At 39.6% G+C, this 23824-nt stretch carries 23 protein-coding genes, 5 tRNA genes and 1 other RNA gene; 7 read left to right on the top strand and 22 right to left on the bottom strand.

Annotated elements, in window-relative coordinates; all coding sequences use genetic code 11:
- Positions 1 to 18: 18 nt before the first annotated feature.
- The gene (locus NSQ54_07785; GenBank protein WYP27972.1) at positions 19 to 579 is read right to left on the bottom strand and encodes a DUF4912 domain-containing protein; all 561 of its coding nucleotides are present in this window, start codon (positions 577 to 579) and stop codon (positions 19 to 21) included.
- 305 nt (positions 580 to 884) lie between these two features.
- On the opposite strand from NSQ54_07785, the gene NSQ54_07780 reads away from it, so the two are divergent.
- Together NSQ54_07780 and NSQ54_07775 are read left to right on the top strand one after the other, a co-directional pair.
- Positions 885 to 1271, top strand: a complete 387-nt coding sequence (locus NSQ54_07780; protein ID WYP28523.1) for a hypothetical protein — start codon at positions 885 to 887, stop codon at positions 1269 to 1271.
- On the top strand, positions 1264 to 1785 hold the full coding sequence (locus NSQ54_07775) for a hypothetical protein (GenBank protein ID WYP27971.1): 522 nt from the start codon (positions 1264 to 1266) through the stop codon (positions 1783 to 1785). The genes NSQ54_07780 and NSQ54_07775 overlap by 8 nt, the downstream gene beginning before the upstream one ends.
- Before the next feature lie 96 nt (positions 1786 to 1881).
- Here the strand turns inward: NSQ54_07775 and NSQ54_07770 are convergent, their stop codons facing one another.
- The 11 genes from NSQ54_07770 to NSQ54_07720 all read right to left on the bottom strand — a co-directional run bounded on the left by NSQ54_07770 (position 1882) and on the right by NSQ54_07720 (position 10986).
- Entirely contained in the window at positions 1882 to 3216 is a 1335-nt protein-coding gene (locus tag NSQ54_07770) for a citrate:proton symporter (protein ID WYP27970.1), read from the bottom strand.
- A 192-nt stretch (positions 3217 to 3408) separates the two neighbouring features.
- Positions 3409 to 5517: a penicillin-binding protein 2 gene (locus NSQ54_07765; protein WYP27969.1), complete on the bottom strand. Its 2109-nt coding sequence runs from the start codon at positions 5515 to 5517 to the stop codon at positions 3409 to 3411.
- A gap of 98 nt (positions 5518 to 5615) precedes the next feature.
- Positions 5616 to 5795, bottom strand: a non-coding RNA gene (ssrS, locus tag NSQ54_07760) — 6S RNA.
- 47 nt (positions 5796 to 5842) lie between these two features.
- Positions 5843 to 7135, bottom strand: coding sequence for an MFS transporter (locus NSQ54_07755; protein ID WYP27968.1), 1293 nt, complete (start codon positions 7133 to 7135; stop codon positions 5843 to 5845).
- Between the two features lie 110 nt (positions 7136 to 7245).
- On the bottom strand, positions 7246 to 7854 hold the full coding sequence (locus tag NSQ54_07750; GenBank protein ID WYP27967.1) for a superoxide dismutase: 609 nt from the start codon (positions 7852 to 7854) through the stop codon (positions 7246 to 7248).
- A gap of 849 nt (positions 7855 to 8703) precedes the next feature.
- Positions 8704 to 8793, bottom strand: a tRNA-Ser gene (locus NSQ54_07745).
- Positions 8794 to 8820: 27 nt separating this feature from the next.
- Positions 8821 to 8894: transfer RNA gene (locus NSQ54_07740), tRNA-Ile, on the bottom strand.
- 4 nt (positions 8895 to 8898) lie between these two features.
- Positions 8899 to 8974 (bottom strand) — tRNA-His (locus NSQ54_07735).
- Between the two features lie 33 nt (positions 8975 to 9007).
- A tRNA-Met gene (locus NSQ54_07730) sits at positions 9008 to 9084 on the bottom strand.
- Positions 9085 to 9090: 6 nt separating this feature from the next.
- Positions 9091 to 9165: transfer RNA gene (locus tag NSQ54_07725), tRNA-Asn, on the bottom strand.
- Between the two features lie 198 nt (positions 9166 to 9363).
- Positions 9364 to 10986 carry a Na/Pi cotransporter family protein gene (locus NSQ54_07720; GenBank protein ID WYP27966.1) on the bottom strand — a complete coding sequence of 541 codons (1623 nt, stop codon included), beginning with the start codon at positions 10984 to 10986 and terminating at the stop codon, positions 9364 to 9366.
- A gap of 222 nt (positions 10987 to 11208) precedes the next feature.
- Here NSQ54_07720 and NSQ54_07715 point away from each other — a divergent pair, with 222 nt between their 5' ends.
- Positions 11209 to 11982, top strand: coding sequence for a DUF1189 family protein (locus tag NSQ54_07715; protein WYP27965.1), 774 nt, complete (start codon positions 11209 to 11211; stop codon positions 11980 to 11982).
- A gap of 7 nt (positions 11983 to 11989) precedes the next feature.
- On the opposite strand, the gene NSQ54_07710 is transcribed toward NSQ54_07715, so the two are convergent.
- From NSQ54_07710 to NSQ54_07700, 3 genes are all read right to left on the bottom strand, one after another.
- Positions 11990 to 12643, bottom strand: coding sequence for an NfeD family protein (locus tag NSQ54_07710; protein WYP27964.1), 654 nt, complete (start codon positions 12641 to 12643; stop codon positions 11990 to 11992).
- A gap of 132 nt (positions 12644 to 12775) precedes the next feature.
- Complete coding sequence (locus NSQ54_07705; protein WYP27963.1) at positions 12776 to 13648, bottom strand: DUF1002 domain-containing protein; 873 nt, start codon at positions 13646 to 13648, stop codon at positions 12776 to 12778.
- 127 nt (positions 13649 to 13775) lie between these two features.
- Entirely contained in the window at positions 13776 to 14951 is a 1176-nt protein-coding gene (locus NSQ54_07700) for an MFS transporter (protein ID WYP27962.1), read from the bottom strand.
- Between the two features lie 95 nt (positions 14952 to 15046).
- On the opposite strand from NSQ54_07700, the gene NSQ54_07695 reads away from it, so the two are divergent.
- Together NSQ54_07695 and ispG are read left to right on the top strand one after the other, a co-directional pair.
- Complete coding sequence (locus tag NSQ54_07695) at positions 15047 to 15394, top strand: hypothetical protein (protein ID WYP27961.1); 348 nt, start codon at positions 15047 to 15049, stop codon at positions 15392 to 15394.
- A 108-nt stretch (positions 15395 to 15502) separates the two neighbouring features.
- Complete coding sequence (gene ispG / locus NSQ54_07690) at positions 15503 to 16615, top strand: flavodoxin-dependent (E)-4-hydroxy-3-methylbut-2-enyl-diphosphate synthase (protein ID WYP27960.1); 1113 nt, start codon at positions 15503 to 15505, stop codon at positions 16613 to 16615.
- A gap of 71 nt (positions 16616 to 16686) precedes the next feature.
- Here the strand turns inward: ispG and NSQ54_07685 are convergent, their stop codons facing one another.
- Complete coding sequence (locus tag NSQ54_07685) at positions 16687 to 17085, bottom strand: DUF4190 domain-containing protein (GenBank protein WYP27959.1); 399 nt, start codon at positions 17083 to 17085, stop codon at positions 16687 to 16689.
- Between the two features lie 135 nt (positions 17086 to 17220).
- Here NSQ54_07685 and NSQ54_07680 point away from each other — a divergent pair, with 135 nt between their 5' ends.
- Positions 17221 to 17808, top strand: coding sequence for a hypothetical protein (locus tag NSQ54_07680; GenBank protein WYP27958.1), 588 nt, complete (start codon positions 17221 to 17223; stop codon positions 17806 to 17808).
- A 333-nt stretch (positions 17809 to 18141) separates the two neighbouring features.
- Here NSQ54_07680 and NSQ54_07675 read toward each other — a convergent pair whose 3' ends face one another.
- The 5 genes from NSQ54_07675 to NSQ54_07655 form a co-directional block, all read right to left on the bottom strand.
- Positions 18142 to 18570, bottom strand: coding sequence for a Fur family transcriptional regulator (locus NSQ54_07675; GenBank protein WYP27957.1), 429 nt, complete (start codon positions 18568 to 18570; stop codon positions 18142 to 18144).
- Positions 18571 to 18641: 71 nt separating this feature from the next.
- On the bottom strand, positions 18642 to 19517 hold the full coding sequence (locus tag NSQ54_07670; GenBank protein WYP27956.1) for a metal ABC transporter permease: 876 nt from the start codon (positions 19515 to 19517) through the stop codon (positions 18642 to 18644).
- Positions 19514 to 20257 (bottom strand): metal ABC transporter ATP-binding protein, encoded by a 744-nt coding sequence (locus tag NSQ54_07665; protein ID WYP27955.1) that lies wholly within the window; start codon positions 20255 to 20257, stop codon positions 19514 to 19516. Before NSQ54_07665 ends, NSQ54_07670 begins: the two co-directional genes overlap by 4 nt.
- Before the next feature lie 215 nt (positions 20258 to 20472).
- The gene (locus NSQ54_07660) at positions 20473 to 21165 is read right to left on the bottom strand and encodes a transglycosylase SLT domain-containing protein (protein ID WYP27954.1); all 693 of its coding nucleotides are present in this window, start codon (positions 21163 to 21165) and stop codon (positions 20473 to 20475) included.
- Positions 21166 to 21305: 140 nt separating this feature from the next.
- Positions 21306 to 22451: a HAMP domain-containing sensor histidine kinase gene (locus NSQ54_07655; GenBank protein WYP27953.1), complete on the bottom strand. Its 1146-nt coding sequence runs from the start codon at positions 22449 to 22451 to the stop codon at positions 21306 to 21308.
- Positions 22452 to 22635: 184 nt separating this feature from the next.
- Between NSQ54_07655 and NSQ54_07650 the strand changes: the two genes are divergently transcribed.
- A complete protein-coding gene (locus tag NSQ54_07650) occupies positions 22636 to 22902 on the top strand; it encodes a DUF2624 family protein (GenBank protein WYP27952.1) in 267 nt (88 codons plus the stop codon).
- A gap of 5 nt (positions 22903 to 22907) precedes the next feature.
- Here NSQ54_07650 and NSQ54_07645 read toward each other — a convergent pair whose 3' ends face one another.
- Positions 22908 to 23801 carry a deoxyribonuclease IV gene (locus NSQ54_07645; GenBank protein WYP27951.1) on the bottom strand — a complete coding sequence of 298 codons (894 nt, stop codon included), beginning with the start codon at positions 23799 to 23801 and terminating at the stop codon, positions 22908 to 22910.
- Positions 23802 to 23824: the final 23 nt, after the last annotated feature.

Raw genomic sequence — 23824 nt, 5'->3', positions numbered from 1 at the left:
GCAGCTCTCCTCTCTATATCAATCATAAATCGTATAAGCGCTAAATTGATCTTGCCATTGACCTGACGACCCTAAGTTCACTTGTTTCCAATCTAGTTGGCTTGGCTCATTTTGGGCTAATCTGCTCACGATTGGCGTATCAATTGTATTTGTTCGAAAGAGTGGCAGAAATTGATCCTTATCTTGTCCCACTCCAAATTCCGCTAAATAAGAGCATCCCGAATCTAACTGGTGAAAATGCCAGTTATCTGTCATCTCTGGCACCTCCACTTCAAGATACCGATTTGAATATCCATTTGAGAAGATGAGCTTTGTTACATCATGTAAACGAATTTTTTTATGAAGGCGTCTCCAGGACTCATTAAAATGAAGGGCTACCATATCCCTTGTTTCTTTTTGAATAACCCAATTCATTACGATACTTGTTGGACTTTGAACTAATAAGAAAGCTTGGTCTGAATGAATCCATATAAGCGGTCTGTTGTTTGTGGAATCGCCAGTCCCTTTACGTTTAAATAGGAAGGGTTTACTAGTTGATTGCAGAGAAAAAGACATTGAGCGTTTTGATTGGCCAGACAAGTGATTCATCCCCCTTCTTATTCATTACCGAACCTTTTTAATTGGTAGTTCCTAAATCATATCGCCTGCATGGATTCGGTACAAGAAGGGTAAATTGTCTTAATTTGTCTTACGTGTTGTAAGTAAAGCTAGGACTACAAAAAAAGAAAAAGACTTTTATGAACAACCTAATTTGCCTTATAAATATGTGACATTTCAACTAAATATCACTCATTTCCTTAAAAAAATTGTTGATTCGATCGAAATGTCTCGAAAACACATGTATAATAAAAAACGATCAAGTTAATTAAGGAGGCATTTGTTTGATGACAATGGAATGGACACTAGCGATCCTACTTGGTATAGCAGTGTTACTTATACTACTTTCATTTTTTCGAAAAGAGAGAAATTCGAAGTATGAACAGCAGATTGAAAATATGTCAATCTCCTTCATGCAGGAAATCTATCAGTTAAAAAAGCAAATACGTACATTAGAACTAGACGCTGAGATTGTCGCACAGCACACACCTCTCGCCACTCGCTCTGAAACGCAGGTTCAAATTATGAGGGATGTTCTTGATCTGCATAAAAGAGGATACTCAACAGAAGGAATTGCGTCTGAAACTGGCTTAAATGCGATGGAAGTCGATCAAGTTCTTGCTCCCTTCTTAGACCGCCCTGAAGAAGGCAAGAGGGTGTACACGCATGGCTAATTCATTAAGAAGTTTCTCAATCGGCTTAATTGTTGCCTCTGTAGCGTGTGGAACGGTTTATTTTACGAACACTTCTAATGAGACCGATGCTGAAGTACAAGCTGAAACCTTACTTACTGATGATGAAATGATCGGACAATTAGAGGAACAGGGTTATCTGGTTCGAAACTCAGAAGAATGGGAAAACGAAGTGAACACGGTGATTGACACGACTCGACTAGAAGTTGAAGCAGAATATGCTGCTAGAGAAGAAGAGGAGTCAGAAGAAGAACCTGAAGAGGAACAGGAAGAAGAGCAGGAACAAGAATCTGAAGAAGTATTCTTGTTGATCATTCGTAATGGAATGACTAGCTTCCAAGTAGCGGATGAACTCATTCGTGGAAACATCATTGATAACAAGCAGGACTTTGTAAGACAAGCTGAACAACAAAATCTAGCAGGTTTCTTAAAACCAGGTGCGTATGAGATTACAAGTGGTATGTCTACAGCTGAAATCTTTGCTTTAATTACATGATTAGATTCTATTACGTATAATTCGTCAAACTTCTTAAAATCCCTTTAAATTATTTTAAAAAAACCAGCGAATGTTTAGATTCGCTGGTTTTTGTTATTATACTACACCAATTACAACGGCGATTAATACTAAAATGATACTGAATCCCCACATCCATAAGAAGGAGTAGCGAATATGTTTACCCATTTCTGCTCCAGCCAGACCAATTCCTAACCATAGAGCCGGTGCAAACGGACTGACAAAGGTTCCAATGACATTTCCAATTAGCATCGCGTATGCTGCTGATGCCGTTTCTACTCCAAACTGAGAGGTAATTCCATCAACAATCGGTAGAAGCGCAAAATAGTAAGCATCTGTACTTGTTAGAAGATCAAGAGGCACACCGAGTAAGCCCATAATAATATGAAGATTAGGTACAACGGCTGCAGGTAACACATCAACCAATGATAAAGCAATCGCTTCAAGCATTCCCGTTTCTCTTATAACTCCTAAAAATACACCTGCTGCTAAAATAACTGAAGCCATTGAAAGAGCACTTGGTGCATGAACTTTAATTCGTTCCATCTGTAATTTCACATTAGGATAATTAACAACTAATGCAACACTTAATGCTACCATGAAAATAAGACCAGGTTCCCACGTTGCTTCGAGTAAAGCAGCTACAGTAGACAGCATAATGATTAAGTTAACAATCATTAATTTCGGACGCAACAAGCTTTTGTCTTCTTCACTCATTGTTGCTGCTTGCTCTTGAAGAGCTAGATTTCCTGAATACGCTTGATCCGACTCTTTGATTTCTCCGTTCGCAAATTTCCGAGCAATTCGACGCTTTTCACGGATCCCTAAGAAGAAGGCTAAGATAACAACCATAACCAATCCAATAATCTGAATAGGAATTAATGGTCTCCATACATCCGCTGGACTCTCGCCCAAAATGGAGGCAACCCGTCCTGTAGGTCCCGCCCAAGGCACCATATTCATAACCGACGCACTTGTTGCGATAATAAGTAACAGCAAGTAGCGGCTCATATGCAGCTGCTTGTAAAGCGGTAGAAGTGCTGGAATGGTAAATAGGAATGTTGTGGCTCCAGCGCCGTCTAGATGCGCAATCGCCCCAACAATGGCTGTACAGGTAGCAACCGTTACAACGTTTCCTTTAGACACCTTAATTAATCCAGAAATTAGAGGATTAAACAAGCCTGTGTCTTGCATGATTCCAAAAAACAAAATAGCAAAGATAAACATGATCACAACATTCATGACCGTTCCAATCCCTGATTCAGTGAACGCCATAATCTCAGATGGATTGAACCCAGCTGCAAACGCACCAACTATCGGAACAAGCACCATTCCTACTATTGGGCTAATCTTTCCCCACATCAATAAACCAACAATCGTTATAATAATTAAAAGTCCGATTACAGTTAACATATAAAACCCTCCTACTCTCATTCTCAGATGCACTTTAATGGAAGCGCTTTATTAATCTTTGTATCACTGTAACCGATTTCATAATCCCATTTCAATTTACGCCGATAAAAACCATAAAAGTTATTAACACCAGAGAACAGACAGAAAAAAAGAAGCAGACGGGGTGTCTGCTTCTTTTAAAAAGATTTATTCTTATTCTACTTCTGGATCTGTGTCTACGTCTTCAAGGACGGTTTCTACGTCTTCTGGTCCTTCGCGGTTTTCGTTGATGTCGATGTAAGCATTGAGCATCTTTGAACCGATTTTTTGGGCAATACTTGGTGATGTTGTTTTATATACACCAGGTACAATAACAGCAAACGCAACCTCTGGATCATCAAATGGTGCAAAGCCAACCAAAGTTTGGTTGTTTGCTTCTCTACCATTAACTTTTACCTGAGCAGTACCTGTTTTAGCTGCCATATCAGGAATTTGTGCATTAAAGTTAACTTTCTCAACTCCGTCTCTTCCCTGTGCCATTCTACTTGCGGTACCTCTTGAACCATACACAACTCTTTTTAAACCATTCTTAACAAGTTGTATATCCTCTTTACTCATGTCAATTTGATTCAACACTTCAGGCGTCATTTGTGTAACTACATTGCCTTCTTCTCCATTTGTAGAGGGTTCACGTATTTCCGATACAAGGTGAGGTCTCATACGAGCACCATCATTAGCAATAGTGGAAATATATTGAACCATTTGAAGTGGAGTATAAGTATCGTATTGACCTATAAATAAATCCAGCAAGTTTCCGGGATTTCCATTTGGACCTATGTATCCAGTGGCTACACTAGGTAAATCAATTCCGGGATTTGCTCCTAAACCAAACTGACTAAAATAATAACGTGCTTCATCATAAGCATTGTCTACAGCATTCAAATCAGTAAACGTTTTTTTAGGAGCATATTCATAGTTGGCCATTCTCATTGCAATATAAAACATGTAAACGTTAGAAGACCTTTCAAGAGCGGACAAATAGTTCACCGGCCCCATTGAATCACCTACAGATCTCTTTGTTACATTACCCGGTAATTCTAACTTTCTATCCTGAATAACTGTACTTGGACTCATTACCCCTGTATGGAAACCAGTCAAAACAGATGCTGCTTTTACAGATGATCCCATCTCAAATTGATCATTTAACACACCAGAATCATTTACTTTAACATCATCTGGTCTAGATGGATCATCTTTAAAACCTACCATAGAAAGGATTTCTCCAGTCTTCGGGTTCATCATGACCGCATAAGCTTCACGATTATCTAAAAAAGCACCCGCATTAGCTTTCACAGCACTCTCAGTAATTTCCTCTAACTTTTGCTGCATCTCCATATCAATCGTTAACACAAGGTCATTGCCACGACTTCCTGGTTTTTCGTCTACTGTATTCTCAGTTTGAGAACCATTCCGTGTTGAGCTGCGATTAATTTCTGCCTTCTGTCCTCGTAGTACATCTTCATATTGTGCTTCAAGATAACTATTACCAACTAAGTCTGAACGATCGTATCCCTTTGCTAAATAGGAATCAATTTTTTCAGCTGGTATGGTTCTTGTATTCCCAAGAATGTTTCTAAATGTATCTCCATACACATAACTACGACGTGAGTCACGCAGAATGTCCACTCCCGGAAGCTTATCTAGATGCTCGGACACTTTATGTGCTTCTTCTTCTGTAATAGCACGCTTAATGCGTTGAGGTGATCCTGCATATCCTCGGGTCATTTCACGGTAAATTGCGATGACCTTTAATTCATTTTCGTTATAATTAATTTGTTCATCTGTAATTTGGTCAATAATTGCTTGGTATTCTTCCGCTCCACTTAATTCACCATCTACGTTTTTAAGTAATTCTTGTCTTTCATCCGCAGGTGTGGTTTCGTACCAATAATCTTTTTTGTCTCGTTCCGTAATTTTTTCTGTATCGACATCAATCATTTTTACTAATTCATTAGCAATTCGAATCATTTCTTCTGTTTTCTTTGAAGATGATTGTTCACTAGGGTTTGTATACGTAACGGATAGCTCCATTTCGTTATCAACAACAGTATGGCCAAATCTGTCATACATCACACCACGTGGTGCATCGATTCGAGCGGTTTGATTCGCTGTTTGTGTTAATTCCTTTTCATACTCTTCCCCTTGTACTATCTGAACAACTCCCAGACGAAGAATTAAGGCTGAGAAAAGTAGAAAGACAATGATAAATAAAACATTTAACCGAACCGGGACGTGTTTACGCTTTTTATTCTTTTTCCCCATCGTATCTCTCCTTTTTAAAAACAACATTCTATGTATACACACCAATAGACACCTTAGTTAGGGTGTCTGCATTCACAAGTTAGTCACAATTATTAAGATGATTCCCCGCGTGATGCCGTTGCTCCCATCGTTCAAGAACCTACTATTCGCAGGTGGGTGCCCGCAGAGCTTTTTTCAGTGTCCAATAAATGGCATACTGTCCAAAGTTCGATGTAAGGCTCCCTTTTCTTGATTAAGGTTCAAAACAAAAATGAAGCTCACGGACATGGCAGGTGAATACAATAATTATATCATAGTCAGTCTTGGTGTTAAAGAAAGTTCTTTCTTAAGCGTTTGAACCTCCTGTACCCCCTTCTTCTTCTGTTTGCGGGGTAAGACCTGGCGCTGGTTTTGTTGGCTGATTCGAGAATGAAATCGTACGAACAAACCAATAAATACATGCATGTCCCGCGCCGAGTATTAATAACAGGATAGGAATGGATTTAGCTTCAGGGAAAAAAGAAATGGCTGCAATAAACGCAAGAACCGATACGATTCTGCCACAGTTTAAGTACAATTCACGGACTACCATATATTCTACCCGCATTTCTGCAGCCTTCCACGCTTTCCCAATCACATCATATGTTAGAGATACATACGGAACAAGCAGGATAGGATAAGCAATCGAAATGATGATTCCGTACGTAATCAATTTAGGAAACGTTACGTTAAACAGAATTAAAAAGATCGCTCCATATAACAGTAGTCCTCCAAGCAGAATGGCTTTTTTTCTAAGCTTTTCTTTAATTAATCTACCCGCAGCGTAGTACACCACTAGTTGTGTTGCTGATGTCACTAAACCATACGTACCTAATGCCAGTTCACTACTGGTTACGGTATAGACCCAAACTACGATCACAAACACAAACGTTCCTTCTCGTATTCCTTGGAAAAAATGAGCATAAAGAATTCTGCTCCATGCATGGTTAAGCTTCTTTTCTTTTAAGATGCGCCCAACATTAAACTGACCCGTAGCATGCCGTTTTTTTAATGACATGCTTAAGAAAACGGCAATAATGAAAATAAATAAGGAGATGCTAAAAATCACGTGATATCCTGTTGTTTTGTTCATCGCTGTAATAATTACACCCGCTGAAAGCGGACCAACCATACCAGCAAAAGAAGTAAGTAATCCTAAAAATCCATTAAAGAAATCTCTTGTTTCAGGCTCGGTCACTTCAAAGGTTAATACATTAAATGCGAGCCAGTAGCAGCCGAGTCCAAACCCAACCAGAGCCCCAAGAAGTAAAATGGCTGGAATGGATCCTCCTCCAATAAAGAGGACAGAAAAATAAAATAGTGAAAGGACGGCCACACCAATACGCAGCACGTACACTCGATCTATTTTCTTAGATAATCGACCCGCCAAATAGAAAGCAATAGGCTGACATATTACAGCCGCTAAGTTATACAAAGCTAAATGGAGAAATTCACCTGACTGCTTCCAGAGGTATACATTCACAAATGTGTTTGAGAGCGCAATGCTTAATGCATACAATCCTCCAATAATTAGAAGCATGACGAGGTCCCGTGTAAGATCAATTTGACCGATAAAACGATTCAGGGTTTTTCTCTGCATGAAGTCACCCCCTCCGAGATAGTTTGTCACTCTCGGTTCGGGTTATGCAGGAAGTTTTGCTTACAACAAAAAAACCACCACACAACAAGTGTGTGGTGGTCGAATTAACCTTATTTAGCTGCTTCGTAGTTCTTTGCAGCAACATCCCAGTTTACTACATTCCAGAAAGCGTTAATGTAGTCAGGACGACGGTTTTGATAATTCAAGTAGTATGCGTGCTCCCAAACGTCTAAACCGATAACAGGAGACTTACCTTCCATTACAGGTGTATCTTGGTTTGGTGTGCTTGTAATAGCAAGCTTACCACCGTCAACGATTAGCCATGCCCAGCCAGATCCAAAACGATTAGCTGCTGCATTAGCAAATTCTTCTTTGAACTTGTCAAAGCTGCCAAATTCTTCAGTGATTTTGTCAGCAAGCTCGCCAGTTGGAGCAGTGCTTCCACCTGGAGTTAGAAGCTCCCAGAAGAATGTGTGGTTAGCGTGTCCGCCACCGTTGTTACGTACTGCTATACGAACAGATTCAGGTAGAGCATCAAGATCGCTGATTAGCTCGTCCACTGATTTGCTTGCAAGATCAGAATGACCTTCAAGAGCTGCGTTTAGCTTTGTTACATAAGTATTGTGGTGCTTGTCATGGTGAATGTTCATTGTTTGCTCATCGATGTGAGGTTCAAGTGCGTTTGCTGCGTAAGGTAATTGTGGTAATTCGTATGCCATGTTGATTCTCCTCCTTAAAATGAGTACCTATTAGTAGAACTTTTGAAACATAAATGTTTCTTAAGTCTTCCATTTTAAGTTATCAAATAAAATGGATATATGCAAATGAAACGACTCTGCCTCAAAGCGGTTCTAAACATATAGTTTCCACTTGGATTAGATGATTAAACGTGGAATTCATTTGAATTGTTTTTATCGGAGGTGAAAGTGGTCTTTGTTTGGGGATGAAAATTAAATTGGAGGGGTGTGGCGTTATTTTGAGAAGGCTTCATGATATTCCGCAAATTCCTATTTTTAAAGTTGAAGTTCTTGCTTGAGCTGAGGTTCTTCTTGTTCTCTTATTAAAGGTTCTTGTTATTAGGAATTTTGGTCTTGCTATTGAGGCCTTGTGCTTGGTATCCGCTTCTTTCTCCTTGGTATCAGCACCTGTTTCTTGGTGGGATGTGCCCCAGGCTTGATGAGTAGTCCGTTTTTCTTGTTAAGGCTCTTTGGTTCTTGGTAAAAATTTAATCGCTCTTGATTGGGAGCTCTTTATTCTTGGTCTCCCTCACCCATCCCTCGCCAGAGCTGGAGATCTTGCTTTTCCACACAATGTTCTTGTTAACAGGTAATTTGGTCTTGCTATTAAGGCTTCAAGCTTGGTTTCCGCTTCTTTTCTCTTGGTATCAGCACCTGTTTCTTGGTAGGATGTGCCCCGAGCTGAATGCGCAGTCCGCTCTTCTTGTTAAAGCTCTTTTGTTCTTAGTAAAAATCTCATTGTTCTGGATATCACGTCCTTTGTTCTTAATTCCCTTTGCACACAAAAAAAACTCCGAACGCGTGAATGCGTTCGGAGTTTTTCGTTTTTGAAGGAGGAAGAGGGATTCGAACCCCCGCGCGGTTTGACCCGCCTGTCGGTTTTCAAGACCGATCCCTTCAGCCAGACTTGGGTATTCCTCCAGGATATAAGATAAGTACGGATAAGAGTGGACCCTGTAGGACTCGAACCTACGACCGATCGGTTATGAGCCGAGTGCTCTAACCAACTGAGCTAAGGGTCCAAGATGGGGCGGCTGATGGGAATTGAACCCACGAATGCCGGAATCACAATCCGGTGCGTTAACCACTTCGCCACAACCGCCATGTCAGTCATCAAATCCAACTTATGTAATTATGGTAGCGGCGGAGGGGATCGAACCCCCGACCTCACGGGTATGAACCGTACGCTCTAGCCAGCTGAGCTACACCGCCATATTATGGCTCCACAGGTAGGACTCGAACCTACGACCGATCGGTTAACAGCCGATTGCTCTACCACTGAGCTACTGTGGAACATTGTGTCCCTCAAGACAAGAACTATCTTACCATGATATTTAAAAGCACGCAATACTTTTTATAAAAAAGTTTTTATTTTTTTTGCGAGGGTTAAAACCTGCAAGAAATACTTTACCACATGCCTATTTGACGGACAAGCACATCCTTAGAAAAAAGTGCTGAGATGAGGAATCCCCTACTCAGCACAAAGTGAAATTAATATTCTCCAATTACAGCTTCTGCGATGTTCACACTGTGATCACCAATTCGCTCTAGGTTACTTACGATATCAACAAATACGATTCCAGATCCACCAGAACAGCTTCCATCGTTCATACGAGCGATGTGTTGCTTTCTCAGACGTCTCTCCATCTTATCTATTAATTCTTCTTTATCAAGTACACCTTTAGCTTTTTCAACATCATGATGCTCAAGTGCATCAATGGCTGCTTTTAATGTTTCTTTTGTAAGTTCAAACATTTCGTTAAGATCAGATATTGCTGTATCAGACATCGATACTTTATTTGATTTCTGGAAATCTTTTAATTCAACAATGTTTTCCATGTGGTCACCGATTCGCTCAATATCACGGATGGAATCTAGAAGTGTTGAGTGTTTTTTTGAATCCATGTCAGAAAGGGACTGAGATGACACTTGAATTAAGTAATCCGTAATTTCACGGTCTAAGTTATTTATCGCATTTTCATACTGAACCGTCTTCTCTGCTTGCTTTTTATCTCCTGATACAAGATACTGTGCCGCCTGGTCAAGTCCTTCGTAAGAGTATTCCGCCATGCGCAATACTTCCTGTTGTGCTTGTCCTAGTGCAATAGAAGGCGAGCTTCCAATGAAACGAGTATCAAGGTGTTTTGATTTGAATTCAACGATCGCGTCTTCACCAGGAATAAGCTTCGTTACAATCCAAGCAAGTACTCCAATGAATGGGAATAGCATAATCACGTTGGCCACGTTGAATACACCATGTGCGGTTGCTATTTGCATCATTGGATTTAAATTAAAGGTAACAGCAAGATATTCAATAAATTGCTGGAAGTATCGTAATACAATCAAAACGATTGCCGTACCAAGTAAGTTAAAGATTACATGAGTCAGTGCAGCTCTTCGGGCAGCTACGGTTGCACCGATGGCTGAAATCACTGCAGTGATCGTTGTACCAATATTATCTCCAAATAAAACAGGTAAAGCCGCTGTCAGATCAATAGCTCCTTGAGCATATAACTGCTGAATAATTCCAATGGCTGCAGATGAACTTTGAATAATAACTGTTAACACAGTTCCTACTAGGACCCCAAGCAATGGATTTTCACTTAATCTTACGGTCCATTCAGCAAATGCTGGCATATCACTTAAAGGTGCTAATCCTTGTCCCATTAATTTTAGTCCATAGAATAAAGCTCCAATACCAAACACTACTTGTCCGATATTAGTAACCTTTGGTGATTTAAAGAAGAACAGCATAAAGGCACCCAAAGCAATGACTGGCAATGCATACTCGGATAAGTTAATACTAATGATAAATGCTGTTGTTGTGGTACCAATGTTGGCACCCATTATTACACCAATCGCTTGTCTAAGTGTCATGAACCCTGCATTAACAAGGCCAATCGTTAGAACCGTTGTTCCTGTACTGCTTTGAATGGCTGCTGTAACAAGAATACCTGTTAACACACCCATGAATGGATTTGACGTAAACTTATCTAACAAATCCCGCAAACGGTCGCCTGCCGCTTTTTGAAGACCATCTCCCATAAACTTTACAGCAAATAGAAAGATCCCTATGCCTCCAAGAAACGTAAATACGAGCGATTGAACATCCACACAATCTCATCCCTTCATCTTTCATCATACGTTTATTCGACATGAATCACGCACATACGTGTCTATTATTAAACATATATTAATTATTTGTAAACCACAATTTACAAAAGAGTACAAGTTATCTATTTCACAAGCCTTTTTTTGTGAACGTTGTGTGTTGCTATTGCTGAATGAATCCGCTTCCGCTATCATAAAAAATAAAAATGAAACAGGAGAGGCTTCATGCGTTTTTTTACTTGGTTTTTAAAGAGTATGTATCACAGGCAATCCATTCTTGCTTCTCGGTTTCGTCAGACGATCCATATATTAGGACACGTATGCTTCACGATATTGATTGCTCTTATTCCCTATTGTCTTGTTTTAAGTGTCTCCATTTGGTCAGGAATTACACACATTGAACAAGCATTAGTCGAACAAAATATTGATTTCACGATTAGAGAAGGATTTCTTCAAACTACTATTGAACCGACTCCATCTGTTGTGGAACTTCATCAAACGAATCAACTCATCATGGATCCTGATAATCAGCTTTCAGTTGATCAGTTGGATTCCCAAGCGATTCTCATGCAGGAACAATCTGTTGTGTTTCATACGGCTAATGTGAATCAAGCTCTCCCCTATACGTTACTCGGAGACGACGTTTTTACAACATCAGATATCCTGGAACAACTATCCGACATTAAATCGTTTCTACCTATTCTGCTAGGAATCATTTCAATCATTATTCTAAGCGTTATGATTGGTGTAGCCTTTATGGGTATTTCACTTCTTGCATTTGTCGGTCGATTCTTGCAAAGGAGTAACCCATCTATTACATACGTACATTTATGGAAAATCGCCGCTCATACTATTACACTTCCAGTTATTTTTTATGCTTGGATTATTGTCATTGGTGATTTTATTCCCCTCTTTTTATGGATCGGCCTTGTTATTGCTTTGTACAGTTATTTCATTCTTCAGCTTCCACAAAAAAAGAAGAGTAGAAAAACGGATTAACGTTTTTCTACTCTTCTTTCGTTGCTTGTAGTCCTTCAATTTTTGCAACTAAGATTCTTGTTCCATCAACTGATAACACTTCAATGTCTTTTTCTTGTTCGATCCATTGCCCTCCACTTGTTGCACTATATGGCTGACCTTCTATTACAATTGTACCGGTTGGTCTGAGTGAACTTAACGTCTTCCCTTTTTTGCCAACCAACTCTTTATAGCCCTCATTAATAGAATTATAGCCGCGGTCACTGGTTAATCGATCTTTAAACGTAAGCTTTGCCCACATTTGTCTGCGTGTAAAAACCTTTAAGAAGAACAATGAGCTAAGTGCACCTAGGATAAAGGCCATCCCAACTAAAATACCATAGACTAAGCTCGGAGCTGGAATCGCTAGCCCCACAACCATAAGGATTACACCAATTAATCCAACCGTCCCATCAGAAAAGAGCTTCCCGTCCAAAATGATGAGCGCAATCCCAATCAAATAAAGAATCACTACCCAGAATCCTGTATCTCCAGTTAAATGATATAAGAAATAGGCAGCCGTTAGTCCTACTCCAAGCAAGGCGAATAGTCCTCGTGCTTTAACGAGCAATTCACCGAATAAAAACAATGTTCCTAAAAAGATCACGATAAAGCCGATACTTGCGCTATCAAGCCAATCCATTCCGTCATCTCCCCTTTCTCCACTAATCTATACGTATGATCATACCATTCGGTTTCAGTTTTGTTAAAATAAAACGGTATCATTTTATGAACGAAGATAGAGAAGGAGTATAGGACTCCTTCTCTCTTAAGATTATTTAAACCAGCCTTTAATCGATTCGATAATCTGGTTAATAAAATCTAAAAAGCTACTTAAAAATGATTGTGTTTCCTCTTTATTTAAAAATTCACCTAAGTTATCACGTACTTTAGAAATCTGATCTTGTACTTGATCCCAGTTTATGTCTAGATCCTTCATGCGCATAAACAGAGAAACAAGACCATTTAATTCTTCGTCCGATAGGGTAATGCCAAGTTCATTCGCAACTCGTTGAATCAACGCTCGTAAATCTTCTTCTGATTCAACAGGTTGATCTCCAATTTCCTCTTTAATGCGGTTAATTAATTCTGTCGCTTCATCAACGCCAATGGACTCGCTCAATTCCGCTGTGCGAACCATTTCCTCGTTTGCCACTTGTTTCTGTTCTTCGGGTATATCGACACCTGCGGCGACTTCATATGCTTTGATTAATCCAGTTAATCCAGCAGTACCAGACACTTCAAATGGAGCTGTAACATAAATGTCGGCATCCTCAACACCAGCTGTTACAAGGGCGTTGGCATACATTTTATCTGATACCCATGTGATATTATTCGTTTGAACATTAATTCCTTCACCGGACTTTGTCATCGTGATTTTTGAAGAAGATAACGCACGGCTTCCTATGTTCGTTTTACTTATATAATCTCCTAAATACACATGTTCTTCTTCATTAGTGACTTCTAATGTTTCAACCTGATCTGTTACATCCATTTCCTTCAGTAGATCTTCTCTTTGTGCTGGAGACAAATCAGCTCCTAGTGTAACGATTACATCACCTGGAACGGCATCTGCTTCTGCAATCGTTGGAACAAACAAGAGAAGGATAAACATAAGTAACATAGACTTTTTAAGCTTATTTATCAATTTTTATCGACCCCTTTTATGGTTGTAAAACCACATTGCTTAAGTAAGGTATCTTCTATTTTTCTAATACCCTTCACATTAGGTAACCTTTTTTACAAAGAAATGAAAAGTTACTTTAGCCCTAATTTTAACTCATTTTCGTCTTCATTACACCCTTTTCTTTCCATAGAATAAATACAAGAAGCCCAATGATCAATGTTGCACAGATAAATATAAAGCGATAGGTTGGCCAATTTCCCATCCAAGCAGAGAACATAATTGGACCACTCGCAACACCTATAAAGCGAATCATTGATAGCCAAGAGATCGCCTTTTCTCTTATTACTTCTGGTATAAGAAACACTAAAGCACTTGTTGAAGCCGGCAGCATCACACCTGATACTGCCCCAACCACACAAGCAGCAATGACTAAAAAGAAAACGTGTATGTAAAAGAAGCTTACAAAAAACGCTACTATCAAAAGAATAAGTACACCCACCTTTAATAAGCCCTGTGTTTGTCTAAAAGACTGTAATGAAGACCTGCCATAAACGTAGGACGTCAATACAAGAACAGCAAGTGGCAATGATATGAACAAAGAACGCCAAACCGAATGTTCAATCATTGACGAAATCACAAATAAGAGACCGTACAAAAAGAACATCACAAAGAACCCAATTGATAACAGAGGGAGAAATACGTTCATGTGCCAACGAAGTTTTTCTTCTGTATGATTGGAAACAACCATTTTTTCCTGACCAAGCAAACTGAATGTTGCAGCAAGCGCCACAAGCGCAATTGCCAGGTACCAAACAAAACCTGCTTGCCAGTGGTAAGCAACAATGAACCCGCCAAGTATTGGCCCAGCCGTTTTACTTATTCCGTTTATGATCTCTAAAAAGCTAAATACCTTTGCTTGTTGTTCTTTTGGATAACGCTCTGAGGCTAGAATCATTCCCATCGGAGCTGTGGCCCCTGCCCCAATACCCTGCAAGACCCTGCCAATCAGTATGACGTAATACGCCTGAGTGGCATCCGTCGTGAAACCAGCTAATGAAGCAAGAACGCAGCCAAGTATCAATCCGGATAAACTTGCAATTAGGACGACTCGACGCCCAAACTTTTCCGAGAGCCACCCACTCAATAGAATCATTAGTGCTCCTGCATAAGAGAATACACTAAGTAATAGACTTGATTGATTTGTTGATAAGGATAACTCCTCTTGAATTGCAGGCATAATTGGGATAAAGAGACCGTTACCTATGACCATAATCATCGTAAAGGTTGCTAATCCTACTTTCGTTAAACCCTTTTTCAAATTCATCCGTTTCTCTCCTTTTATTTCAAAAAAAATAGTCATAAACTCGTTTAGTCTCGCATACACTTTTACTATCTAGATTTTTCTTAGGAGGACAAGCTATGAAGCGCTTGTTTATTTGTGTTGCTCTTATCCTAGTTATTGCGGGGATTGTTTCTGATCTGCGTACAGGATCTTTGCCAGATCAATCGGTTAAACAACAAAGTCAATCCACACCATCTAAAAAGATAGAAGTACCTGCTGACTCATCTCCATCACTTGCCTCTCAAGAGGTCATCGTTGAACCGGGTCATACGGTTTTGTCAGTGGTAGAACATTTAAACGAAGGTCCTATTCCTGTAAGTATTGCGCAGATCATAGATGACTTTAAATCCTTAAACCAATCGCTTGAGCCTGATATGATCCAAACGGGCGAGACGTATTTATTCCCGATTTATAAGAAAGAGTGAATTTCCTTGCCAAATCGACGATGTCATTGATAAAATAAAGTCGTATCTCTAAATGAGACACTAGACAACTAGTGAACGTTACTCGTTGAATAAAGGAGCGATTGGTCAATGACCGAAATTACTCATCGTACAAAAACCCGTCCAGTTAAGGTCGGTAATCTAACGATTGGCGGCAATGATGAAGTCGTCATTCAAAGTATGGCAACAACAAAAACGCACGATGTCGAAGCGACGGTTGCTGAGATTAATCGACTTGCTGAAGCAGGATGTCAAATTGTTCGTGTAGCTTGTCCAGATATGAAAGCTGCAGAAGCAATTAAAGATATTAAAGCGCAAATTTCTATTCCATTAGTTGTTGATATTCATTTTGATTACAAGCTGGCACTAAAAGCCATTGAAAATGGAGCTGACAAAATTCGTATTAACCCAGGTAATATCGGGCGTCGCGAAAAGGTTGAGGCGGTTGTTAAAGCTGCTAAAGCTAAAGGTATTCCTATTCGTATTGGTGTAAATGCTGGTTCACTTGAACGTAAAATTCTAGAGAAATATGGATACCCGACTGCTGATGGTATGGTTGAAAGTGCTCTTCACCACATTAAGATTTTAGAAGACCTTGATTTCCATGACATTATCGTTTCGATGAAGGCTTCTGATGTAAATCTAGCAATTGAAGCGTATGAAAAAGCAGCTAAAGCGTTTGATTACCCTCTTCACTTAGGCATTACAGAGTCCGGAACTCTTTTTGCTGGAACAGTGAAAAGTGCTGCAGGACTAGGTGCCATTCTTAATATGGGAATTGGAAATACGGTTCGTATCTCGTTAAGCGCAGATCCAGTTGAGGAAGTTAAGGTTGCTCGTGAGCTTCTTAAATCCTTTGGTCTCGCAGCAAATGCTGCAACGCTTATCTCTTGTCCGACATGCGGTCGGATTGAGATTGACTTGATTAGTATTGCCAATGAAGTAGAAGAATACATCGCTTCCATAAAAGCTCCTATTAAAGTCGCTGTACTTGGATGTGCGGTGAATGGACCTGGTGAAGCTCGTGAAGCGGATATCGGTATTGCCGGAGCTCGTGGAGAAGGTCTCCTCTTCCGTCACGGAGAAATTGTTCGTAAGGTTCCTGAAGAAACAATGGTTGAAGAGTTGAAAAAAGAAATTGATATCATTGCTGAGGAGCACTACAAGAAGCAAAAAGCTGCTGAGCTTGAAAGCAGTATGTAAAGAAGGTCCCGTTAGTCACATAGACTACGGGATCCTTTTTTATGCTCTCTGCATGGATAGATGACATTTAGTTAAATAAACGCTGAGAAAAACAATGACGTCAGAATGGACACGACTCCAATACCAATGGCCCAATTACCGATCGTTTTTGAAGATCCTTTTCTAGCTACAAAGCCAACAATGATTCCTGCCGCTCCCAAAAGGATCGGTAAGATAAATAAAGATAAGATGGATAATACGAGTGAGAAAATTCCCATCGCTCGACCATTCATGATCTGCTCAACAGGCTCATCTGTATTACGATCGTCATTTGAAAAGGAAATCGGCTCAGCTGTATGAAACTCAGCAGCTGCTTCTTCTTTATAATCAGCTTTACGTTCAGCAAGATCCAAGTCTGTATCTAAGACGGTTTGATCCCGAGAATCCACTAAACGTACGGGTTCTTGTTCTGGGTGTTTATCAATCGCCAATTTGAATTCCTCCATTCGCTTCTTGCAGAGAGCATTTAATAGTGTACCCAAATAGCCTTTATTGACCCGTACATTCTAGAAGTTCGGCTTTGTTTTAACTCCATCTCCATTAGATGCTACAATAGGGGTGAGAGGATGATGACATTGAACACCATTCGAATTGGATTAGATATTGATGGAACTGTTACAGATCCAGCCGCATTTGTGCCGGCTTTAAATCAATCATTCGGAAAAAACTTAACACTAGACGATTTAACGTCTTATGATTTAACAGGAGTGCTTGGAATTACACGTGATGAGTTTACAACATGGATGAAAACGAACGAAGCAACAATCTATGCGAACGTAAAAATGGCAGAGCATGCCAAGGTCGTTTTAGAGAAATGGCAGCAATCTTTTGAGCTTTATTATGTTACCGCTCGGGGCTCTTATCTCGAGGAAGTCACTCGGGCGTGGTTTGAATCAAATAGTGTTCCTAATCACCATATTGAACTCCTAGGCCAGCATAATAAAATTGATTCGGTTACTGAGCATCAGCTTGATCTTTTTTTAGAAGATAAACACGACAACGCGGTCGATATTGCCACTCATTGTGGCATACCGGTTCTTTTACTTGATACCCCATATAATCAAGGGCATGATCCAGAAGGCGTCATTCGTGTAAAGGACTGGCTTTCTGCTGAGCACTGGGTCGAGAATTGGATTCAAGATAAAAAGAGGTGATCACGGTTGTTCCGTTGGTTTAAGAAGAAAGGCTGTCATTTCTGTCATAAGAAAACCTCTTTTATGCAATCATATATTTCGGATCAGGGCAAACACATAAAGGTTTGTGAGAAATGCCTTGAATACGCTGAGAGGCGCGCATTAAAAAAGAGATAGAGACATATGATTAATAATGCGAGTAAACGAATATAGCAAATAATCCGCTACAGGAAATCCCTCCGCTTGTTCATATAAAATCACGAATGGCGAATGATTCTGCAATTGAATCATTCGCCATTTTTGTATTGTTTTTTAGTTATGTCCCAGCCTCGTTAAAAAAGCATGAGCTGCAGCTCATGCTTTTTGCATAGAACATGATTCACATGTTCCGTACACTTCAAATTTATGACCCTCTACTTGGAAAGCTGGAAATTGCTTAGCGATCGCTTCCTCACTCACAGGGCACGTATGAAAATGCTCTGTACGCCCACACGTTAAACAAATAAGGTGATGGTGATGAGAGTGAGTTTGACATGTAATGCGGTATCGCTTCTCTCCCTCAAGCTCTGTTTCTTCAAGAATGGTTAGTTCTTGAAAGAGCGAAAGATTTCGATAGATCGTATCAAAGCTTAAACCTGGATAGTCCTTTTGCATATGCTCCAGCACTTCTTTGGCTGAGATATAGCGATCTTCATCGGCAAACAATTGGATCATCATTTCTCGTTTCCCTGTATATTTGTACCCTTCTTTTTTTAATACATCTAATGCATCAGATACGTTCATCTGCTGACACCCTTCCGTCACCCGAGTAAATTGTTCCTTTTATTATAAACGATTCACATCACTTGCGTCACTTACTGTTCACTCACTGAACTTGGCTTCGGCTTACGCATCCATTTCATTTTTCGGTTACGACCAAATAAAATGGATAGGAGTAATAACACTACTGAGATCATCACAATCGTTCCACCTGGCGCTAAATCAAGTTGGAACGCGGCAATAAGACCGCCGACCACTGCTATTTCTCCGAGTACAACTGAAAAGAAAAACAATTGTTTAAATCCTTTTGCAAATCTCATCGCACTAGCGACTGGCAAGGTCATTAAGGCTGAGACAAGGAGAATCCCTACTACTCTCATGGCTGCCGCAATGACTAGAGCTACGAGTACAACAAAGATCATATTCACTAGTTTTCGATTGACACCGGATATGACCGCTTGTTCCTCATCAAATGAAAGAAAAAACAATTCTTTATAAAAAAGAACAAGAACAACAATAATAACAACTGTAATGATGCTTATCGTAATAAAGTCTGACTGTGTAACAGCAATTACACTACCAAACAAGTAATTAAATAAATCATTGTTAAAGCCATTGGCTAAGGAGATAAAGATTACACCGATACCAATTCCGGCAGAGAGAATAATTGGGATAGCAATTTCTTTATAGAACGTGTACACCCGGCGTAGCTGTTCGATAAGGAGCGATCCCCCTACAGAGAACACCATTCCCATATAGAGTGGGTTCAATCCCGCAAAGAAACCTACGTACTTCCCCATCAGGAGGCTAAAAGCAATACCGGATAATGTGATATGAGAAAGAGCATCTGCAATTAAAGACATTCTTCTCACAACAAGAAACACACCAAGTATCGGCGCTAATAAGCCAATCATCATGCCGGTATATAATGCATACTGAAGAAAATCAAACCTTAAGAATGTTTCAATCATACGTGCACTTCCTCATTAACTCGATAAACGTGTAGTAAATCTTGATTTTTTTCAAAGTCGATTGGCTTGTGAAAATGAATGGACTGATTGAGGCAGGCTACCTCTGTTACATACTTAGTCATGACCCCTGTATCGTGCGTGATCAATAAAAGGGTTAATCCTTTTTCTTCATTCAATGTCTTTAAGAGCTCATAGAATGTCTGCACACTAGCTACGTCTACTCCAACAGTTGGCTCATCTAGGATTAAAAGCTCAGGCTCACTTACTAATGCTCTAGCGATAAACACACGCTGCTGCTGACCACCTGACAGTTCTCCTATGTTTTGTTTTGTATATTCCTGCATACCTACTTGTGCAATCGCTTCATGCACCTTTTGCTTATCCTTCTTTGTCATAAAGCGAAATAGACCTAGTTTTCCACATAAGCCCATCGATACAACTTCAAACACAGTTGCTGGAAAACCCGAATTAAAGCTGCTCGCTTTCTGTGAAACAAAACCGATTTTATCCCATCTTTGAAATTGACTTACACGCTCCCCAAAGATCTCAACCTCTCCTTGGACAGGTTTAATAAGTCCGAGTAGTAACCTGATGAGTGTGGATTTCCCAGAACCATTTGGTCCCACCAAACCAAGAAAAGACCCTTTTTCAAGCTTAAGAGACACATTCTCTAATACGTGTCGATGATCATAGTAGAAATGTACGTTTTTTAATTCCGCTAAAATCGTCTGATTAGACATAGACGATCTCTCCTTTTCGTGTGTATTCAACCATTTTTTAAGAATGATTACGATTTATTTGACTTACCCTATTATAAAGCTTTTTATTCATCTGTCCACCCACGCAAACTAATTCATAAGGAATAAAATCTTTCATGCACTCTATGTAGTGTGAAAGCACAAAAAACCGGATGAAACTTTTGTAAGAGTCACCCGGTTTTCTCATTCCAAACATCTTATTGGTTAAATGCGATTGCATCATGTTGCATAACGCCTTGCTGAATCGTCACAGCATATTGGCTTTTAGCATTTCCATTCTTTTCAACGTATTTCTTTAAACCTGTCATTCCTCGGTTATAAGCCGTTAACGCATAGTCCCAATCTTCATACTCTTCATATAGAAAGTCTAAATATTCCACAGATAACTGGATTGAATACAGAGGCTCAAACAGATACTCTTGTTTATATTCAAGATTTGCTCTGTCCGCAATCCAGGGCGCTGTGTTCGTCATAAATTGTCCCATGCCGTAAGCCACACCAAATCTCGTTTCAGGCCCTACTGCGGTCGGATCAAAGCTTCCTCCTGTTTCAACTTTAAGAAGCTCGTACACGATATAAGGATCCATTCCCTTTTGTTGAGTTAACTCACCAAGAAATAACCCCCACTCTCGCTTAAAGCGACCTTCACTTTCTTTGTATAATTGCTCAGCTAATTCACTTGATTGAATCCATTGTGAGTAGCTAGGTGCACTTGATTCTGAGAGCTCTGTATTACTCGAAAGCTCTAACCCATCCTTTTCAATCTCAAGACGAGTTAGTTCATTCTCTGTATCTTTAACAGCTTGCCTTAAGCTGTTGGCTTCAAATGCAAAATAACCTGCAAGCATGATGATTGCGACTAAACTTCCAACTAGAAAACGTTGTAACATTCGTCAACACTCCTTTTTAATAACATAGTTCCAACTAGTGGATACCCTAAGCTATTGTTTTTAAACGCGTTTTGCGCTAATGAGTGTATCATGAAGCAAATTCGCCTAGCTACTATATGTTGTTTCCTGCCAAGGACATATTATCCATTCGCACTACATGAAAGCGGTAATGAAATCCTTACTTCGGTTCCAACGTTGTATTCACTCGTGATGATAAAGCTTCCACCGTGATCTTCAATAATCTTTTTACAGAGCGGAATTCCAATACCATTTCCTTTTTCCTTTGTGGTGAAAAATGGTTTTCCTAATTGGTTTAATACCTCATCAGGCATCCCTTTTCCATTATCTTTTAGAGTAAGAAGAAACCTTTCATCTTCTATTTCAGTTTTGACAATAAACCGTCGATTTATATTAGACGAGCCATATGCTTCTACAGAATTTCTTAACAAATTCAAAATCACTTGCTTAATCATTGATTCATTTACATGAACGGTTACATTGTATTTTGTTGCTGTTAACTGAAGATCAAGATTTACATCGTGCAGCAAACACTCAGACTTTAAAATTTGAACGAGAGATTCAATGATTTGATTAGGGGATTGCCAGCTTCGAGTCATCTTTTTGCGTGATACGGATAAAAAATCCTCAATAATTAAATTCATTCGGTTTAATTCAGATAAGATCGTATCGTAATATTTATGAAAATCGTCTGTTAACTTGGCTAGCTGAAGAAACCCTTTAATAACGGATAGAGGGTTGCGTAATTCATGCGCTACTCCTGCCGCAATGTGGGAAACAGCCTCCATCTGGTGGTGAAAGGTTAGCAAATGCTCGAATTTTTTTTGGTATGAAAGGTCTTCAAAGATAATATATTGGCAATTGAAGTACGAATACGGAAAAACACAAACCCGTATTAATGTATCTTCATCCTCATATAATTGTTCCTCCACCCTCATTGTCAGTGTTGTGACAGCCATCACTTCTTTAGCGAGTTTTAAAACATGATAGCGTTCACTTAAATCTAGAAAGGAGGCGTTTTCAAGTTCTCTTTCATCAAGTTGACACGTTTTGATAAACGCTTGATTCCAACTGAGTACATGATACTGGGAATCCATTTTAAGGAAGGGGAATCCTAAATCTTCTATGTAAGGTCTATGTGGTAGGTTCTGAGAATAATGCGCTGTTGGCAGGGCGAATGCTGAATGAAGTGCTGAGCTGGAATTAGTCGTCATACTACGGCTCCCTTTTTCAGAGGCTGATTTGTTACCTTCTTGATGATCAAACATAGTAGCCCCTCCTTTAATTTATACGAGTGCTCTAACATACAACTAAAGTTAAAATGTGTCTTATACAGGACTTACAGATACTAAACGTATTCGTTATTTGCTACGTATTTCCTTTTTTTCTGCACAAAATCTTCTGCTCTCCATAGTTATAAATAGATAGGCAAAAGTCTTGGGAGGGGTACACATGAATGTGTTTATTCAACAATTAATAAATCAAAAAATTAATTCATTAACGGTTGCGGAATTAATCAAACAAGCTGAGAAAAACAATATTTCCATTACAAATCATCAAGCCGAGCAAGTCATTTCCATTCTAAAAACAGAAAAAATCGATGTAGGGAATGCGGCTCAAGTAGAAAGACTCATTCATAAATTACAAACAGAAACAGACAGCCATGTTGCAAACACCATTGAGCAACTACTTAAGCAATATAGCCATCTGCTTCCATAACGTATTTATTGCATGATCTTGTTAAGCAATCCTTCATCAAACTGGCCTTCTTTTAGCATAGAAATTTCATGCTTATAAGGAGGTCTTTTATCTTTTTTATCCTCGCCTACATAGGGGGTTTCAAGGATTTTAGGTACAGCTGTTAATTGTTCATGTGTAACAATGTAATGAAGCGCCTCAAAACCGATATGGCCAAACCCAATGTTAGCGTGTCTGTCTTTCCGTGCACCTTGTACATTTTTACTATCATTGATGTGAAGGACTTTAATACGATCAATTCCTACGATCTTATCAAACTGGTTAAGCACACCGTCAAAGTCCTCAATTAAATTATAACCGGCATCATGTGTGTGACACGTGTCAAAGCAGACGGATAACCGCTCATTATGCGTCACACCATCAATGATTGCAGCAAGCTCTTCAAAGCTACGACCGCATTCTGTCCCTTTACCAGCCATTGTCTCAAGAGCAATCTGGACGTCGTTTTTAACTTCTAGAACTTCATTCAATCCCTTAATAATCTGCTCAATTCCCTTCTCTGCACCTGCTCCTACATGTGCACCAGGATGCAAAACAATTTGTTTTGCTCCTAATGCTTGCGTGCGGGCAATTTCAGATTGAAGAAAATCAACACCTAACTGAAATGTTGCCGGTTTTTCTGTGTTCCCAATATTAATGATATAAGGGGCATGGACAACAATATCAGACATTCCGTGAGCCTTCATGTGTTCCTGACCCGCTTCAATATTTAGATCTTCAATCGCTTTACGCCTTGTGTTCTGCGGCGCTCCTGTGTAGATCATAAAGGTATTTGCACCATAACTAGCTGCTTCCTCACTTGCTCCAAGTAGCATTTTACTTCCGCTCATTGAAACATGTGAACCGATCTTTAATGTCATCATTCCACCTCGTTAATCAATCA

Source organism: Alkalihalobacillus sp. FSL W8-0930 (assembly GCA_037965595.1).
Taxonomy (GTDB): Bacteria; Bacillota; Bacilli; order Bacillales; family Bacillaceae_D; genus Alkalicoccobacillus.
The sequence above is the reverse complement of the archived record's forward strand: the minus strand, read 5'-3'. Positions and strand labels throughout refer to the sequence as shown.

Bases quoted from the DNA above. Each gene is read 5' to 3' on its own strand.
- NSQ54_07780 (WYP28523.1), top strand. From the start codon at position 885: ATGACAATGGAATGGACACTAGCGATCCTACTTGGTATAGCAGTGTTA.
- NSQ54_07775 (WYP27971.1), top strand. From the start codon at position 1,264: ATGGCTAATTCATTAAGAAGTTTCTCAATCGGCTTAATTGTTGCCTCT.
- NSQ54_07770 (WYP27970.1), bottom strand. From the start codon at position 3,216: ATGTTAACTGTAATCGGACTTTTAATTATTATAACGATTGTTGGTTTA.
- NSQ54_07765 (WYP27969.1), bottom strand. From the start codon at position 5,517: ATGGGGAAAAAGAATAAAAAGCGTAAACACGTCCCGGTTCGGTTAAAT.
- NSQ54_07755 (WYP27968.1), bottom strand. From the start codon at position 7,135: ATGCAGAGAAAAACCCTGAATCGTTTTATCGGTCAAATTGATCTTACA.
- NSQ54_07750 (WYP27967.1), bottom strand. From the start codon at position 7,854: ATGGCATACGAATTACCACAATTACCTTACGCAGCAAACGCACTTGAA.
- NSQ54_07715 (WYP27965.1), top strand. From the start codon at position 11,209: ATGCGTTTTTTTACTTGGTTTTTAAAGAGTATGTATCACAGGCAATCC.
- NSQ54_07710 (WYP27964.1), bottom strand. From the start codon at position 12,643: ATGGATTGGCTTGATAGCGCAAGTATCGGCTTTATCGTGATCTTTTTA.
- NSQ54_07700 (WYP27962.1), bottom strand. From the start codon at position 14,951: ATGAATTTGAAAAAGGGTTTAACGAAAGTAGGATTAGCAACCTTTACG.
- NSQ54_07695 (WYP27961.1), top strand. From the start codon at position 15,047: ATGAAGCGCTTGTTTATTTGTGTTGCTCTTATCCTAGTTATTGCGGGG.
- ispG (WYP27960.1), top strand. From the start codon at position 15,503: ATGACCGAAATTACTCATCGTACAAAAACCCGTCCAGTTAAGGTCGGT.
- NSQ54_07680 (WYP27958.1), top strand. From the start codon at position 17,221: ATGATGACATTGAACACCATTCGAATTGGATTAGATATTGATGGAACT.
- NSQ54_07675 (WYP27957.1), bottom strand. From the start codon at position 18,570: ATGAACGTATCTGATGCATTAGATGTATTAAAAAAAGAAGGGTACAAA.
- NSQ54_07670 (WYP27956.1), bottom strand. From the start codon at position 19,517: ATGATTGAAACATTCTTAAGGTTTGATTTTCTTCAGTATGCATTATAT.
- NSQ54_07665 (WYP27955.1), bottom strand. From the start codon at position 20,257: ATGTCTAATCAGACGATTTTAGCGGAATTAAAAAACGTACATTTCTAC.
- NSQ54_07660 (WYP27954.1), bottom strand. From the start codon at position 21,165: ATGTTACAACGTTTTCTAGTTGGAAGTTTAGTCGCAATCATCATGCTT.
- NSQ54_07655 (WYP27953.1), bottom strand. From the start codon at position 22,451: ATGTTTGATCATCAAGAAGGTAACAAATCAGCCTCTGAAAAAGGGAGC.
- NSQ54_07650 (WYP27952.1), top strand. From the start codon at position 22,636: ATGAATGTGTTTATTCAACAATTAATAAATCAAAAAATTAATTCATTA.
- NSQ54_07645 (WYP27951.1), bottom strand. From the start codon at position 23,801: ATGACATTAAAGATCGGTTCACATGTTTCAATGAGCGGAAGTAAAATG.